At 72.5% G+C, this 15623-nt stretch carries 13 protein-coding genes; 5 read left to right on the forward strand and 8 right to left on the reverse strand.

The features are described from left to right. Window positions 1–459: 459 nt before the first annotated feature. On the reverse strand, window positions 460–1377 hold the full coding sequence (locus tag ACIPLC_RS17675) for an IclR family transcriptional regulator (protein WP_400473895.1): 918 nt from the start codon (window positions 1375–1377) through the stop codon (window positions 460–462). Between the two features lie 461 nt (window positions 1378–1838). Between ACIPLC_RS17675 and ACIPLC_RS17680 the strand changes: the two genes are divergently transcribed. From ACIPLC_RS17680 to ACIPLC_RS17690, 3 genes are all read left to right on the forward strand, one after another. Then, complete coding sequence (locus ACIPLC_RS17680; RefSeq protein WP_400473896.1) at window positions 1839–3149, forward strand: extracellular solute-binding protein; 1311 nt, start codon at window positions 1839–1841, stop codon at window positions 3147–3149. 185 nt (window positions 3150–3334) lie between these two features. Next, entirely contained in the window at window positions 3335–4315 is a 981-nt protein-coding gene (locus ACIPLC_RS17685; RefSeq protein WP_063350256.1) for a carbohydrate ABC transporter permease, read from the forward strand. Further along, entirely contained in the window at window positions 4312–5241 is a 930-nt protein-coding gene (locus ACIPLC_RS17690) for a carbohydrate ABC transporter permease (RefSeq protein WP_400473897.1), read from the forward strand. The genes ACIPLC_RS17685 and ACIPLC_RS17690 overlap by 4 nt, the downstream gene beginning before the upstream one ends. 49 nt (window positions 5242–5290) lie before the next feature. On the opposite strand, the gene ACIPLC_RS17695 is transcribed toward ACIPLC_RS17690, so the two are convergent. Continuing rightward, window positions 5291–5935 (reverse strand): alpha-ketoglutarate-dependent dioxygenase AlkB, encoded by a 645-nt coding sequence (locus ACIPLC_RS17695; RefSeq protein WP_400473898.1) that lies wholly within the window; start codon window positions 5933–5935, stop codon window positions 5291–5293. Between the two features lie 193 nt (window positions 5936–6128). Here ACIPLC_RS17695 and ACIPLC_RS17700 point away from each other — a divergent pair, with 193 nt between their 5' ends. Both ACIPLC_RS17700 and ACIPLC_RS17705 read left to right on the forward strand, forming a co-directional pair. Continuing rightward, window positions 6129–8522, forward strand: a complete 2394-nt coding sequence (locus tag ACIPLC_RS17700) for an ATP-binding cassette domain-containing protein (RefSeq protein ID WP_400473899.1) — start codon at window positions 6129–6131, stop codon at window positions 8520–8522. A gap of 65 nt (window positions 8523–8587) precedes the next feature. Continuing rightward, window positions 8588–9175, forward strand: coding sequence for a hypothetical protein (locus tag ACIPLC_RS17705; protein WP_400473900.1), 588 nt, complete (start codon window positions 8588–8590; stop codon window positions 9173–9175). Here ACIPLC_RS17705 and ACIPLC_RS17710 read toward each other — a convergent pair. The 6 genes from ACIPLC_RS17710 to ACIPLC_RS17735 all read right to left on the reverse strand — a co-directional run bounded on the left by ACIPLC_RS17710 (window position 9172) and on the right by ACIPLC_RS17735 (window position 15621). Next, window positions 9172–10797, reverse strand: coding sequence for an amidohydrolase (locus tag ACIPLC_RS17710; RefSeq protein WP_400473901.1), 1626 nt, complete (start codon window positions 10795–10797; stop codon window positions 9172–9174). The genes ACIPLC_RS17705 and ACIPLC_RS17710 overlap by 4 nt on opposite strands. After that, complete coding sequence (locus ACIPLC_RS17715; RefSeq protein WP_400473902.1) at window positions 10794–11648, reverse strand: PaaX family transcriptional regulator C-terminal domain-containing protein; 855 nt, start codon at window positions 11646–11648, stop codon at window positions 10794–10796. Before ACIPLC_RS17715 ends, ACIPLC_RS17710 begins: the two co-directional genes overlap by 4 nt. A 123-nt stretch (window positions 11649–11771) precedes the next feature. After that, the gene (locus ACIPLC_RS17720; RefSeq protein WP_400473903.1) at window positions 11772–12530 is read right to left on the reverse strand and encodes an Asp/Glu racemase; all 759 of its coding nucleotides are present in this window, start codon (window positions 12528–12530) and stop codon (window positions 11772–11774) included. 49 nt (window positions 12531–12579) lie between these two features. Beyond that, entirely contained in the window at window positions 12580–13482 is a 903-nt protein-coding gene (locus tag ACIPLC_RS17725) for a fumarylacetoacetate hydrolase family protein (protein ID WP_400473904.1), read from the reverse strand. Between the two features lie 19 nt (window positions 13483–13501). Then, on the reverse strand, window positions 13502–14653 hold the full coding sequence (locus ACIPLC_RS17730; RefSeq protein WP_400473905.1) for a cupin domain-containing protein: 1152 nt from the start codon (window positions 14651–14653) through the stop codon (window positions 13502–13504). After that, on the reverse strand, window positions 14650–15621 hold the full coding sequence (locus tag ACIPLC_RS17735) for a carbon-nitrogen hydrolase family protein (RefSeq protein ID WP_400473906.1): 972 nt from the start codon (window positions 15619–15621) through the stop codon (window positions 14650–14652). The genes ACIPLC_RS17730 and ACIPLC_RS17735 overlap by 4 nt, the downstream gene beginning before the upstream one ends. Between the last annotated feature and the right edge of the window lie 2 nt (window positions 15622–15623).

Here is a 15623-nt window from a genome sequence, read left to right on the forward strand (position 1 = left end):
ATGATTCCTCGTCAGGCGTCAGTGGTGCTACCAGAGCACGTCCTACTTTCAGTAGGAAGAGTCCGTGCGATCCGGGCCTGGCGCTCCAATTGTCGGACGGGGTCCGGTGCCTTTCAAAGGGCGCCGGGCCTTGTTTGCTTTTGGGGGTTGGTTGGTGGGGGATTCGGTGTGTGGGTGTGGGGCTGGTATTGTTCTGGGTGTCGCGAGGGAGATGATTCCTCGTCAGGCGTCAGTGGTGCTACCAGAGCACGTCCTACTTTCAGTAGGAAGAGTCCGTGCGATCCGGGCCTGGCGCTCCAATTGTCGGATGAGGTCCGGTGCCTTTCAAAGGGCGCCGGGCCTCATTCGCTTTTTCGGGCTGTTCCGGTGTGCGGTCAGGCCGTGTTGAGGAGAGCGAGTTCCTCCGGGGTCAGGGTCAGGGCCAGGTCGGCGGCGGCTGCGGCGGAGTCCCGGATGGTTTCAGGACGGCTGGCGGTCGGAGCCGAGTTCGCGGGAGATCCGCAGGCCGGCCTGGGCGACGACGGGGCCGAGGGCGCGGACGCGGGCGGCGGTCATGCGCGAGGTCAGACCGGAGACCGACAGGGCGGCGGTGACCTCGCCGGTGTGGTCGAAGATCGGTGCGGCGACGCAGCGGACCTCGGGTTCGTTCTCGCGGTCGTCGATGGAGTAGCCGCGGGCGCGGATCCGGGCGAGGTCGGCGCGCAGCCGGGTCTCGTCGGAGATGGTCCAGGCGGTGACCGGGCGCAGGCCCGCGGCGACGACCTCGGTGACGGCCTCGTCGGGCAGCCAGGCGAGGATGGCCTTTCCGGTGGCGGTGCAGTAGGCGGGGGCCCGGCTGCCGACGCGGGAGGCCATGCGGACGTTGGTCTCGTCCTCGACCTTGTCCAGGTAGACGATTCCGGGGGCCTGCCAGACGGTCAGGTGGACGGTCTCGCCGGCCTCGCGCTGGAGGCGGCGCAGGTGTTCGGCGGCGACGCTGCGCAGGTCGAGGGTGGAGAGGTAGGCCTGGCCGAGGCGCAGTGAGCCGTGGCCGAGCCGGAACCAGCCGGTCTCGCGGTCGCGGTCGAGGAGGTGCTCGTCGAGCAGCGGGCCCGCGAGCCGCAGCACGGTGCTCTTGTTGAGGCCGAGCGCTTCGGCGAGTTGGGCGAGCGGGACGCCGCGCCCGTCGCTGTGGTCGCGTACGTGGCCGAGGACGGCGAGCGCGCGGCGCAGTGAGGACGACTGGTTGCGTTCGGTCGCGGGTTTCCGCCCGGCGGTCGCGCCGGAGGGCCGTTCGGCCACGGCGCCCGAGGGCCGTTCGGCCGCCGGACCGGCGGGTCTGTCGGCCGCCGTGCCCGCGGGCTGCTCGGTCTCCGCGTCGGGCCCCGTCTCCGTCATGGGTCCGTCCCCTGTCTCGTTCCGCTGTGGTGTGCCGCTGTGGTGTGTTGCCGTCGTGTGGTGCTGTCGAGTGCTACTGCCGTGCGCTTCTGCTGGATGTCGCTGCCGCGTTCCGCCGGTGTTCCCCCGCTCGACGGCAGCGGTTGTCAGAAGGTACCCGTTCGCGCCCGCAACGCCGCTTCTTCGACACAACGTTGTGCAGTGCAAAACTTCCCGAACCCCCTCTTGTTGGCGCCGATCGCCCGCGCCTAACGTCCCTGCCATCGAGCAGGCGACGCCGCCCCACCCGAACGGTCCGCTCTGCCGTACCCCCGTACCGGCCTGCCCGGGACGCCCCTCAGCGCGTCCGGGCCGTCCTCCACCCACACCCACCATCGGCCCCGGTCAGGGCCTGCTTCGACGTACCCGTCCCCAGCGGCGCACGTCTCGGCGGCAACTGTCGGGAGGGGAGGTCTCCACCCATGCGACTCATCAGACGGACTGCCGCGGCCGCCGTGCTCGCCGCCAGTTGCCTCGCCGCGACCGCCTGCGCGCCGGGCACCGCCGCGCCGGCCGGCGACAAGGCCGCCGACGACCGGACCGGCACCCTCCAGGTCTGGCTGTACAACGAGGCGGGCAACGCGGCCAAGGAGGCCGTGATCGGCAAGGCGGTGAGCGAGTTCCAGGCCTCCCACCAGGGCGTCACCGTCAAGGTCAGCTACATCGACACCGACGCCTCGGCCCGCGCGGCCAAGATGAAGGGCGCCTTCAACGATCCCAACAGCGCCCCCGACCTGGTCGAGTTCGGCAACACCGACCTCCCCGGCTACGTCGCGGCCGGCGGCCTCGCCGAGATCGGCGCCGACCTCGACAAGTGGCAGGACAAGGGCGACCTCGATCCGGCGATCGCCAAGACCGCCGTGGTGGACGGCAAGACGTACGGCCTGCCCTGGTGGGTCGGCGTGCGCGCGCTCTACTTCCGTACCGACCTGTTCACCGAGGCCGGGCTCACCCCGCCGACCTCCTACGCCGAACTGGTCACCGCCACGCAGAAGATCCACGCGGCGCACCCCGACACCTTCGGCATCGCCGTCGGCGGCAAGTACACCTTCGCCGCGCTGCCGTTCGTCTGGGACGCCGGCGGCGACATCGCCGCCAAGGACGGCTCCGCGTACAAGGCGGCCATCAACTCGCCCGCCTCGCAGGCCGGTATCAAGCGCTACACCGACCTCTTCGGCGCCGACGGCTGCCCCGCCCAGCAGTGCGCCGACCTCACCGGTGGCAAGTCCGTCGACCTGTTCGCGGCCGGCAAGTCGGCGATGGCGATCCTGCTCAATTCCAACCGCAGCAAGGTCGACGCGGGCCCGGCGAAGGGCAAGTACGGCGTGGTGCCGCTGCCCGGGGAGAAGCCCGGTTCGATCGCCCCCGCGTTCGCGGGCGGCAACAACCTCGGCGTGATGAAGGCGGCCAAGCACCGCACGCTCGCCGTCGAGTTCGCCGAACTGCTGGCGGGCCCGACGTACCAGGAGCAGATGTACGACGCGATGGGCAACCTGCCGACGCTCAAGTCCGTCAGCGGCAAGGTCGCCGCCAAGGACGCCTTCCTGAAGCCGTTCACCGACACGATCGCGGCCGGCACCAGGTTCGTCCCGCTCGACCAGGCGTGGGCGCAGATCGACGCCCAGTCGGTGATCCCGACCATGCTTCAGCAGGTGGTCACCGGCAAGGCGGACGTGGCGAAGGCCTCGGGCGACGCCGCGAACCAGATCACCTCCGCCTTCGCCGCGCACTGACGGCGGCTGCGGGCCGTCTCCGGCCCCCGGCCCCGTACCACCCCCCGGCCCCGCACCACCCTCTGGTCCCGTACCACCACCCGGTCCCGCACCGACCTCCTGACCCCGCATCCGACTCCTGACCCCGTACCGCCTCCTGGTCCCGCACCGACCTCCTGGTCCGCGGAAGAGAGCAGGTCCCGCACGTGTCCGCATCCACCACGACCGCCCCGACGGCGCCGCCTTCCCCGCGCGGACGCCGTGGGGGCACGGCGCCGGCCGCACCCTCGGGCGGCCGGCGCCGCCGGCCCCCGCTGCTGCTGCTCCTGCCGGCCGCGGTCATCCTGATCCCGCTGGTCGCCTACCCGATCTACCAGTTGGGCCTGCTGTCCGTGCTGGACTTCGGGCAGGCCCAGGCCTCCGGGGGCGCCCCGACCTCCTTCGTCGGCTTCGGCAACTACTCGAAGATCCTGAGCGACGGCCAGTTCTGGTCGGTGCTGCTGCAGACGGTCGGCTTCGCCGCGTTCTGCGTGGTCGCCACCCTGGCCGTCGGCGCGACCCTCGCCGTCCTGCTGACCAAGGTCGGGCGGTGGCCCCGGCTGGTGCTGACCACTGCCGCGATGGCGGCCTGGGCGGCGCCGGCGATGACCGGGTCGACGGTGTGGAGCTTCCTGTTCGACACCAATCTCGGCCTGGTCAACCACACGCTGGTGAAGCTCGGGCTCACCGGCTTCCACGAGTTCAACTGGTTCTACGACAAGTGGACGGCGTTCCTGATCGTCGGTGCCGTCGTGGTGTGGCACTCCTTCCCGTTCGTGATGGTCACCCTCTACGCGGGGATCCGGGCGATCCCGGAGGAGATCATGGAGGCCGCCGCCCTGGACGGCGCCAACACCTGGACGACCTTCCGCCGGATCACCGCGCCGATGCTGCGGCCGATCCTGACCATCGTGGTGATCCAGTCGGTGATCTGGGACTTCAAGGTCTTCACCCAGATCTACGTGATGACCGAGGGCGGCGGCATCGCCGGCCAGAACCTCGTGCTCAACGTGTACGCGTACCAGAAGGCGTTCGCCTCCTCGCAGTACGGGCTCGGTGCGGCGATCGGCGTGATCATGCTGCTGATCCTGGTGATCCCGACAGTCCTCTACATCCGCACCCTGCGACGGACGGGGAACGAACTGTGAGCACTCTGAACCCCGTTCGGGACACCCGAACCGGCAACACCCGAACCGGCAACACCCGGCCCGGTAGCACCCGAGCCCGCAACACCCGCGGCCGTTGGCGGCTCGCCGCCAACACCGGCGCGATCGTGCTGGCCCTGGTCACCGCCTTCCCGATCTTCTGGATGGTGCTGTCCGCCTTCAAGCCCAAGGGCGAGGTGCAGTCGCTGGATCCGAAGCCGTGGACGGCCCACCCCACGCTGGAGAGCTTCCGCCAGGTGCTCAGCGTGGACGGCTTCGGCCGGTACTTCGTGAACAGCCTGGTCATCGCGCTGTCGGTGGTGGTGCTCTCGGCCGTCGTGGTGTTCCTGGCGGCGGTGGCCGTGACCAGGTTCCGGTTCAGGTTCCGCACCACCATCATGGTGATGTTCCTGATCGCCCAGATGATCCCGGTCGAGGCGCTCACCATCCCGCTGTTCTTCATGTTCCGTGACGCCGGCCGGTTCGCGCCGGGCATCGGGCTGAACACCCTCGCCTCGCTGATCCTGGTGCAGTTGGCCTTCTCGCTGCCGTTCGGCATCTGGATGATGCGCGGCTTCGTCGCGGCCGTGCCGGTGTCGATCGAGGAGGCCGCGCAGATCGACGGCGCCAGCCGCACCCGCATCCTGTGGCGGATCCTGCTGCCGCTGGTGGCGCCGGGGCTGGCCGCGACCAGCGTGTTCTCCTTCATCGCGGCGTGGAACGACTTCGTCTTCGCGAAGACCTTCATCATCAGTGCCACCCAGAACCAGACCCTGCCGTCCGCGCTGCTGGTCTTCTTCAAGCCGGACGAGAACGACTGGGGCGGCATCATGGCGGCGTCGACGCTGATGACGGTACCGGTGCTGATCTTCTTCATCGCGGTCCAGCGCAAGCTGGTGTCCGGGCTGGCGGGCGCGGTGAAGGACTGACGCCCGCCGGGGCGGCCGGGCGGGCTTCCCGGCCCGGCCGCCCCGGCGGTCACGCCACGCCGTGCGGCCGGAACTGGATGCTGATCCGCGGGCCCACCGGCCGGGCCGTCTTCGGGACGGCGTGCTCCCAGGTGCGCTGGCAGGAGCCGCCCATGACCACCAGGTCACCGTGCCCGAGCGGTCGGCGCACCACCGGGCCGCCACCGTGGCGGGGCCGCAGCAGCAGGGCGCGCGGTTCGCCGACGGACAGGATCGCCACCATGGTGTCCTCGCGGGCGCCGCGCCCGATCCGGTCCCCGTGCCAGGCGACGCTGTCCCGGCCGTCCCGGTAGTAGCAGAGGCCGAGCGTGCGGAACGGTTCGCCCAGCTCCCGCGCGTAGTGCCGGCTCAGCGCCGTCCGGGCCTGCCCGAGGACGGGGTGCGGCGGTTCGGCGTCGGCCGGGTAGGAGGCCAGCAGCCGCGGCACGTCGACCGTCCGGTCGTACATCTCGCGGCGTTCGGCCCGCCAGGGCACGGTGGCGGCCAGCTGGTCGAACACCCGGTCCGCCCCGCGCAGCCAGCCGGGCAGCAGGTCCAGCCACGCCCCGTCGCCGAGGACGACCCGGCGGAGCCCGTCGAGCGGGCCGAGGCGGACGTCGTCGGCGTCGTCGGCGTCGTCGAACAGCGAGGGCTGGAGGTGGACGGTGCTGGGCATGGGGCCAGCGTACGCCGTGAATCGAACGTGTGCTCGAATATGGGGGTCGGGTCGCCTGACCGCCGGGTCGCCGCGGCCCGGCGGTTAGGCTTCGGCCATGCCTGGCCGGCACCGGTGGACGGGGACCTTCCCCGGTGCGGCGGTCGGCGATCATCCACCGCGACGGCGGCTCCGCCGCCCACCTGGAGAGACGATGAGCAAGCCCACGAGGACGGCCGCGCAGCCGCCCGCGGCACACGGTGCCGACAGCCACGACCTGATCCACGTGCACGGCGCGCGCGAGAACAACCTCAAGGACGTCAGCGTCGAGATCCCGAAGCGGCGGCTGACGGTGTTCACCGGCGTCTCCGGCTCCGGCAAGAGCTCCCTGGTGTTCGACACGATCGCCGCCGAGTCGCAGCGGCTGATCAACGAGACGTACAGCGCCTTCGTGCAGGGCTTCATGCCGACCCAGGCACGGCCCGAGGTCGACGTGCTGGAGGGACTGACCACCGCGATCATCGTCGACCAGCAGCGGATGGGCGCCGACCCCCGCTCCACGGTCGGCACCGCCACCGACGCCAACGCGATGCTGCGGATCCTCTTCAGCCGGCTCGGGCAGCCGCACATCGGCTCGCCCAAGGCGTTCTCCTTCAACGTCCCCTCGATCAGCGGGGCGGGCGCCGTCACCGTCGAACGCGGCGGGAAGACCGTCAAGGAGCGGCGCAGCTTCAGCATCACCGGCGGCATGTGTCCGCGCTGCGAGGGCCGCGGCAACGTCTCCGACATCGACCTCACCCAGCTCTTCGACGACACCAAGTCGATCTCCGAGGGCGCGATCACCATCCCCGGTTGGAAGGCCGACAGCTGGTGGACGGTGGGGATCTACGCGAACTCGGGCTTCCTCGACCCGGACAAGCCGATCCGCAAGTACACCAAGAAGGAGATGCAGGACTTCCTCCACCGCGAGCCGACCAAGGTCAAGGTCAACGGGGTCAACCTCACCTACGAGGGGCTGATCCCCAAGATCCAGAAGTCGATGCTCACCAAGGACCGGGACGCGCTGCAGCCGCACATCCGGGCGTTCGTCGACCGGGCGGTCACCTTCACCGCCTGCCCCGACTGCGGGGGCACCCGGCTCAGCGAGGCGGCCCGGTCGTCGCTGATCGGCGGGACCAGCATCGCCGACGCCTGCGCGATGCAGATCAGCGACCTGGCCGCCTGGGTCCGCGACCTCGACGAGCCGGCCGTGGCGCCGCTGCTCGGGACCCTGCGGCACACCCTCGACTCGTTCGTGGAGATCGGGCTGGGCTACCTCTCGCTCGACCGGCCCTCCGGCACGCTGTCCGGCGGCGAGGCGCAGCGGGTCAAGATGATCCGGCACCTCGGCTCGGCGCTCACCGACGTCACCTACGTCTTCGACGAGCCCACCACCGGCCTGCACCCGCACGACATCCAGCGGATGAACGAACTCCTGCTGCGGCTGCGGGACAAGGGCAACACGGTGCTGGTCGTGGAGCACAAGCCGGAGACCATCGCGATCGCCGACCACGTCGTCGACCTCGGCCCCGGCGCCGGGACGGCGGGCGGCACGGTCTGCTTCGAGGGCACCGTCGAGGGGCTGCGGGCCAGCGGCACCGTCACCGGCCGCCACTTCGACGACCGGGCAGCCGTCCGCAAGGCGGTGCGCGAGCCGAACGGCACCCTGGAGATCCGCGGCGCGACGGCGAACAACCTGCGCGACATCGACGTCGACATCCCGCTCGGGGTGCTGACCGTGATCACCGGCGTCGCCGGCTCCGGGAAGAGCTCGCTGGTGCACGGCTCGATTCCGAAGGGAGCGGGCGTGGTGTCCGTCGACCAGGGCGCCATCCGCGGCTCGCGGCGCAGCAACCCGGCGACGTACACCGGGCTGCTGGAGCCGATCCGCAAGGCCTTCGCCAAGGCCAACGGCGTCAAGCCGGCCCTGTTCAGCGCCAACTCCGAAGGCGCCTGCCCCAACTGCAACGGCGCCGGCGTGGTCTTCACCGACCTGGCGATGATGGCCGGCGTGGCCAGCACCTGCGAGGAGTGCGAGGGCAAGCGCTACCAGGCCTCGGTGCTGGAGTACCATCTCGGCGGCCGCGACATCAGCGAGGTGCTCGCGATGCCGGTGACCGAGGCCGAGGAGTTCTTCGGCACCGGCGAGGCGCGCATCCCGGCCGCGCACCGCATCCTCGCCAACCTCGCCGACGTCGGGCTCGGCTACCTCAGCCTCGGCCAGCCGCTCACCACGCTGTCCGGCGGCGAGCGGCAGCGGCTCAAGCTGGCCACCCACATGGCGGAGAAGGGCGGCGTCTACGTCCTCGACGAACCGACCACCGGCCTGCACCTCGCCGACGTCGAGCAACTGCTCGGCCTGCTCGACCGGCTGGTGGACTCCGGCAAGTCGGTCATCGTCATCGAGCACCACCAGGCGGTGATGGCGCACGCCGACTGGATCATCGACCTCGGCCCGGGCGCCGGCCACGACGGCGGCCGGATCGTCTTCGAGGGCACGCCCGCCGACCTGATCGCCGCCCGCTCCACCCTCACCGGTGAGCACCTCGCGGCCTACGTCGGGGGCTGACGGCCCCGGCGGTCGAACGTTCCGGCGGCAGGGTGGTGCCACGCCCCGGGCACTACCCTGCTGCCATGGCGATCCACGGCTTCGGGGCCACCGAGTTCCAGCTCGTGCTGCTGCGCCGGATGGCCGACTTCAACCCGGACCTGGTCGAGCAGGCCGTACGGCGGCTCGGCGCGACCCGAGCCGGCCTGCGGGAGGCGAACAAGCGCTGGCAGGCGATGGTCCGCTCGTCCCGGTTCCCGCGCGGCGCCGACCGCTGCGCCGCCGTCCTCGGCCCGCCGCAGGCGGTGGTGCCGCGCCGGATCGGGGACCTCGCCTGCACCGCGCGGCAGTGGGCGCTGCCGCTCTGGCCCGAGCTGCGCTTCGAGAGCCTGCTCGGCCCGGCACAGGCCGGGCGGCCGCTGCTGAACGAGTGGCTGGTGCGCGGCCCGGACGCCCCGGCGCCCGGGCTGCGCACGCTCGCCGACCTCGCGCCGTGGAGCTGCGTGGTCGCCGACCTGGGCGCCGCGTTCCCGCCCGCCCGGCCGCGCGAGGGCAGCGCGCCGACCCGCTTCCAGCTCGACTTCACCGCCCCGGACGCCGAGGGGCGGGCGCGCTCGTGCACCGCCGACTTCACCTGGGGTCTGCTCCAGGAGGTCCGGCCGGACGCTCCCTAGACCGGAGCGGGGTGGACGGTCCGCCCGCCGACGACGGTGCGCTCGGGCCGCAGCTCGCGCAGCACGTCGACCGGGCAGTTCAGCGGATCGACCGGCCACACCGTCAGATCGGCCAGCGCTCCCGGCCGCAGGCTGCCGCGCTCGGCGCTCTCGCCCATCAGCCGGGCCGCGTGGACGGTGTGCAGCGCGACCGCCTCGGCCCGGTCGACGGCGTGCTCGGGCCCGACCACCCCGGCGGTGGTCCGGCGGGTCGTCATGCCCCACACCGACACCATCGCGCCGTACGGGCCGACCGGGAAGTCCGAGCCGGCGGCCAGCAGCGCGCCCTCGTCGAGCCATTCGCGCAGCGGGAAGATCCCGGCGGTCCGCTCCTCGCCCCAGGCCCGCTGCTGGGCGAGCGCGCCGTCGTGCAGCAGCGGGTGCTGCACGGTGACGGGAATGCCGAGCGCGATCGCCCGGGCCCGCTGGTCGGCCCGGGCCAGTCCGCCGTGCTCGACCACCAGCGTGCCGGGCGGCAGGCCGGGGCGCCGGTCGAGCACCTCCTCGAAGACGTCCAGCAGGATGCGCAGGCCGCGGTCGCCCCAGGCGTGCACGCCGACCCGCCAGCCGCGCCCGACCACCCGGTCGACGGCCGCGACCAGGTCCTCCGGCTCCCAGAGCAGCCGGCCGTGGTAGCAGGGCTGGTCCCGGTACGGCTCCTCCAGCGCGCCGGCCTCGAAGCCGCCGTCGATGCCGAACTTCACCCCCCACAGCCGCAGCAGGTCGTCGTCCTTGCCGGCGGCGCGCCAGGCGTCCATCCGGTCCAGCAGTTCGTCGACCTGCTCGGGGGTGCGGGCGGCGAAGCCGGAGACCAGCGCCCGGACCCTGACGGCGAGCGCGTCGGCCGCCCGGGCCGCGCGCAGCACGTCGAGGTCCTCGACCGGGACGAGGCAGTCGCGGACGGTGCCGATGCCGGTGGCGGCGTAGTCGGCGGAGGCGGCGCGCAGGCCGGCCACCCGTTCGGCGAGCGCGGGGCGCGGCAGCACCCGCTCGACCAGTTCGACCGCCTTGTTGACCAGCCGTCCGGTGAGCCGCCCCCGTTCGTCGCGTTCGATCAGGCCGCCGGGCGGGGCGGGGGTGTCGGCGGTGATGCCGGCGAGGTGCAGCGCGGCCGAGTTGAGCACCATGTTGTAGGCGCCGCGGCGGACCAGGACGGGGTGGTCGGTGGTGGCCTCGTCCAGCTCCGCGGTGGTGGGCAGCCGCTGTTCGGCGAGCAGCACCTCCTGCCAGTTGATGGTGGTGTGGATCCACCGGCCGGCCGGGGTGCGGGCGGCGCGTTCGCGGATCAGGCCGAGGAACGCGGCGAGGTCGCCGGCCTGGTGGACGGGGACGCCGTGGATGCTGTGTCCGGCCAGGATCAGGTGGGTGTGGGTGTCGTCGAAGGCGGGCAGCACCGTGGCGTCGGGGGCGTCCAGGACCTCGGTGGCCGGTCCGACCAGGTCGTCCAGGCCGTGCGGGTCGGGGGACAGGGCGGTGATCCGGGCCCCGGTGACGGCGATCGCGCGCTGCGGCGGCCGGCCGGGGACGAGGGTGTGGACGGCGGCGGCGCGGATGAGGAGGTCGGCGGGGGCGGGGTCGGTCATCGCGGCTCCTGGTGGGGTGGGGCGTCGGCCGGCAGTCCGGTGACCTTCTCGACGTACCGCAGGCCGGGCTCGGCGAGCAGCGCGTGCAGCTCGGTGAAGACGGCCCGCGCGGCGACGGCGTTCCAGTCGGCGGGCAGCAGCGGCTCGGGCAGGCCCGGGTCCAGGTAGGGCAGCCGGCGCCACTGGGTGAGCATCGGGACGTAGTCGCGGAACGCCTCGACCGGGTCGATCCGCGGCCGGCCGCGCAGTTCGGCGGCGACCGGGCGCCAGGCGTCGTCGAAGGCCGCGTACTGCGCCTCGATCGCCGGGAAGTCCCACCAGCCGGCCACCGCGGTGCGCAGTTCGGCGAAGCCCGCGTACTCGGCGGACAGGAACAGGTGCACGTAGGCGCTCAGGCCGAGGCGCTCCAGCAGGCGCCGGGCGTCCGGCAGCATTCGGGCGGGCGCCAGCCAGACACCGGGGGCGGCGTTGCCGAAGCCGAGCCAGCTCAGCCGGGAGCGCAGTTGGTGGCGGTGGGCGCGCTCGGACTCGGGCACCGAGAAGACCGCCACCACCCAGCCGTCGGCGAGTTCGGCGGGCTCCAGGCTGTGGAAGATCCGGCGGTCGCCCTCCTCGAAGACCGGGCCCATCGCCGGGGCGAGCCGGTAGCCGGTGCCGTCACGGCGCTCCTGGAGCAGGGTGCCGGCCTTCTTCAGCCGGGAGATGGCCGAGCGCACGGCCGGTCCGTCCACGTCCAGTTCGGCCATCAGCGCGATCAGGTCGGCGATTGATATCCAGCCGCCGAGGCGGCGCACGAACTCGCCGTACACGGTGTGGATGAGGGAGCTGGGCCGGGGCGTGCTCTCCGACATGGTGCGCCTCCTCCCCGGCAGCTCGTGGTGATCATAGCGGTGGGCGGTGGGCGGTGGGCGGTGGGCGGTGGGCGGTGGGCGGTGGGCGGTGGGCGGTGGGCGTTCGGTGCTCGGTGCTCGGCGTCAGGCTTCCGCGTAGGCGCCGGAGAGCAGGTGCCCGGCGCCGGGGGCGACGGCCGGGAGGCCGAGGGCGCGCAGCAGTTGGTGGGCGGTGCAGATCGCCGTCGAGACGACCGGCTTGCCGAGCTGCTGCTCGGCCTCCTCGACGGCGGACAGCGAGGGCAGCTGCACGCAGGCCGAGAGCACCACCGCGTCGGCCTCGGCGTGGGCGAGGCGCCGGGCGATGGCGGGCAGCCGCGCCGGGTCGTGGGCGGCCACGTCGAGGTTGTCGGGGATCTCCAGGGCCGCGTAGTCGAGCACCTCGATTCCCTCGTGGGCGAGGTAGCCGACCACGGTCCGGGCCAGCGGCCGCAGGTACGGGGTGACGAGGGCGACCTTCTTGGCGCCGAGCGTGTGCAGGCCGGTGACCAGGGCGCCCGCGCTGGTGACCACGGGTGCGGGGGCGCCGTTCTCGGCGGTGCGCCGGTGCAGGCGCTGTTCGGCCTCGCGGTGGTAGCCGGGGCCGGTGGCCATCACGGCGACCAGGCAGGCGTAGCCGAGCACGTCGACCCGGGCGTCGGAGAGTTCGACCGCGCAGCGGTCGGACTCGGCGTCCATGGCGCGCAGTTGCTCGGGGGTGACCCTGGTCATCCGCATCCGGCTGGAGTGGAAGGTGAACCGCTCGGGCGCGACCGCCTCGCGGGCCCGCAGCAGGGCGGGGACCTCGGTCTCCATGGTGACGTTGGAGCTGGGGACGATCTGGCCGATCCGGTAGGTGGTCATGGGGTGCTGGGGCTCCTCTCGGGGGCCTGGCCGGGGCTGGGGGCTCTGCTCAGCGGGCGTCGACCACCGGGTTGGCGAGGGTGCCGATCCGCTCGATGGTGGCCTCGACCAGGTCGCCGGGCTGGAGGAACTGCGGCGGCACCAGGCCGGCGCCGACGCCGGACGGGGAGCCGGTGGCGATCACGTCGCCCGGTTCGAGGGTGACGCCGGAGGAGATGTCGGCGATCAGGCGGGCGATGCCGAACAGCATGTGGCGGGTGTTGGAGTCCTGCCGCAGCTCGCCGTTGACCCTGAGCGAGAGGTCGAGGTCCTGCGGGTCGGGGATCTCGTCGGCGGTGACCACGACCGGGCCGAACGGCGCGTAGCTGTCCTGGCCCTTGGAGAAGAACCACTGCCCGGAGCGGCGTTGGTCGCGGGCGCTGACGTCGTTGACGATGCTGTAGCCGAAGACGTGCCGCCAGGCGTCCTCCTCGGCCACCCGGAAGGCCGGTGCGCCGATCACCACGGCGAGTTCGCACTCCCAGTCGAGCTGCTTGGTGAGGTTGGCGTTGTGCCGGATGGGCTGGCCCGGGCCGGTGACGGCGGTGGCTGGCTTGCTGAACAGCACCGGCCGGTCGGGCAGTTCGCGCTCGGTGTCCAGGGTGCGGTGCGATTCGGCGACGTGCTCCACGTAGTTGAGGCCGACGCCGACGATCTTGCCGGGCCGCAGGGGAGCGCGCAGCGACACCTCGGCGAGCGGGCGGACGGCGGGGTGGCCGGGCCCGGCGTGGGCCAGCAGCGTGCGGGCGGTGGCCAGCGCGGCCTCGCCGGCCCGGACCAGGTCGAGCAGGCCGTCGGGCAGCCGGGCGCCGGCGGCGGTGGCGAGGGCGGTCAGGTCGGCGACCTGGTCACCGAGCCGGGCGCCGAGCCGCGGGGCTTCGTCGCCGTCCGCGCAGTAGGTCAACAGGTGCATGGTCGGGGCTCCTTGGGGGTTACCTGGCGGTGGCGGGCTGGTGCCCGTCGTGCTCCGGGTAGGCCTCCTCGCGGTACAGGCCGAGCGAGTGCATCACCGGGAAGTCGTTGAAGGAGAACAGGCAGGCGTCCTCGCCGGGGTCGAGGTTCGCGTGCTCGTGCCAGGCCCAGGACGGGACGACGAAGACGTCGCCCTGCCGCCACTCGAAGCGCCGCCCGGCGATCACCGAGACGCCGCGCCCCTTGGCCGCCGTGTAGACCACCGAGCCGGTGTGGCGGTGGGCGCGGGTGGCCTGGCCGGGGCGCAGCAGTTGCAGGTGGGCGGCCATGGTCGGCATCACCGGGCCGCCGGTGACCGGGTTGGTGTACTCCATGATGACGCCGTCGTACGGCGATCCCTCGGTGACGCGGGCGAGTTGGCGCAGCGCGTGGTAGCTGGGCTCCCAGGGCCAGCCGAGCAGCGGGGAGTAGGGCCTGCTCCAGGTCTCGACGCCGTACGGGAGGAGGTTGCCGCCGTAGCTCAGCAGGGAGGAGTTCACCACCGTGCCGGGCCGCTGGTACAGCTCCGGGTGGACCTCGTAGAAGTTCGCGTCGAGCATGTTGACCAGCGGGATGTCCAGGCCGTCCTGCCAGATCACCGGGGCGTCGTCGGACTCGTTGCCGTGCTCGTGCCAGGAGTTGTTGGGCGTGATGGCGAAGTCGCGCGGGCCGACCTTGAGCTTCTGGCCGTCCACGATCGTCCAGGCGCCGGTGCCCTCGTGGACGAAGCGCAGGGCGGCGGCCTGGTGGCGGTGCGCGGTCATCGCCTCGCCGGGGCCCATGATCTGGAGGCCGGTGTACAACAGGCCGACGGCGGCGCTCAGTTCGCGGCGCCCGGGGTTGACCAGCATCACCACCCGGCGGCCGGCGTCGTCGGCCTTGACCAGCGGCAGCGCCTTGCGGACCAGCGGGCGCAGGTCGGCGTAGCGCCAGAGCACCGGCACCGACTTCGGCTGCGGGTACCAGGGCTCGATCTCGTTCGCCACCGTCCACAGGGCGCCGGCCTCGTGTGCGGCCAGTTCCTCGTAGTAGGCGGCGAGTTCGGGGCTGTCGGTGACCCTGGCGCGGCCGATTCGGCCGTCGTCGTGGTCGGCCGTGCGCCCCTGGTCGGTCGTGTCGTCGTGGTTGGTCATGCCTCCTCCTCCGGGAACACCAGCGGCCGCAGCGGACGGTTGTCCACGTGCAGCCGGAAGACGTCGAAGCGGTTGTAGTGGCCGACGATGTCGTGCATCTGCTTGGGCTGGATGCACCGGCCGAGGTCGATCTCGGCGTAGACGATGCCCTCCTCGTCCACCAGCGGCTCGCCCACCGGGCGTCCGTCGGGGCCGAAGACGCCGGACAACGCGCTGTGCGGGCGGGCGAGTTGCTTGCGCACCTGCTGGTCGTCGCCGGCGATCAGGTCCACCATGTCGGGCGAGATGGTGGAGCAGGAGACCACGGTGAACAGCTTGCCCTCGAAGCAGTGCGCGGCGGCGCGCAGCGCGATCGCCTCCGCCATGTCGTAGTCCTCGGGGGCCACCGGCAGGGCGATGTAGGCGGCGGCGTGGACGAGTTCGCCCTGGGCCAGCAGGGTGAAGCGGGCCAGGGTGTTGGTGTTCTCGCCGCAGGCGAGCGCGCCGAGCGGGCCGACGGCCGTGCGGTGCACCCGCAGGGAGCTGCCGTCGCCGGGCGTCCAGGTCAGCTTCTCGGCCCAGGTCGGCACCAACTTGCGGTGCACGTCGAGCAGTTCGCCGTCCGCTCCGATGATCAGCAGGGTGTTGTAGAGCACCCCGAGGCTGTGCCGGCCGCGTTCGTTGACGCCGATCACCAGCACCACGCCGACCTGCCGGGCGGCGGCGCGCAGCGTGTCCACGTACGGGCCGGGGACGTCCACGGCGGCGCGGTAGAGGCGCTCGTACCAGGGCGAGCCCTGGACCGGGTTCATCGTCCAGTTCCAGTACGGGTAGCCGGGGACGAAGACCTCGGGGAAGACCACCAGGGCGGCGCCGTGGTCGGCCGCCTCGTGGATCAGGGCGACGGCCTTGTCGACGGTGGCGGCCGGGTCCAGGTAGACGGGGGAGGCCTGGACGGCCGCGGCGGTGAAGCGGGGCAGATCCGGCATGG

The organism is Kitasatospora sp. NPDC086801, from assembly GCF_044745805.1.
Lineage (GTDB): Bacteria > Actinomycetota > Actinomycetes > Streptomycetales > Streptomycetaceae > Kitasatospora.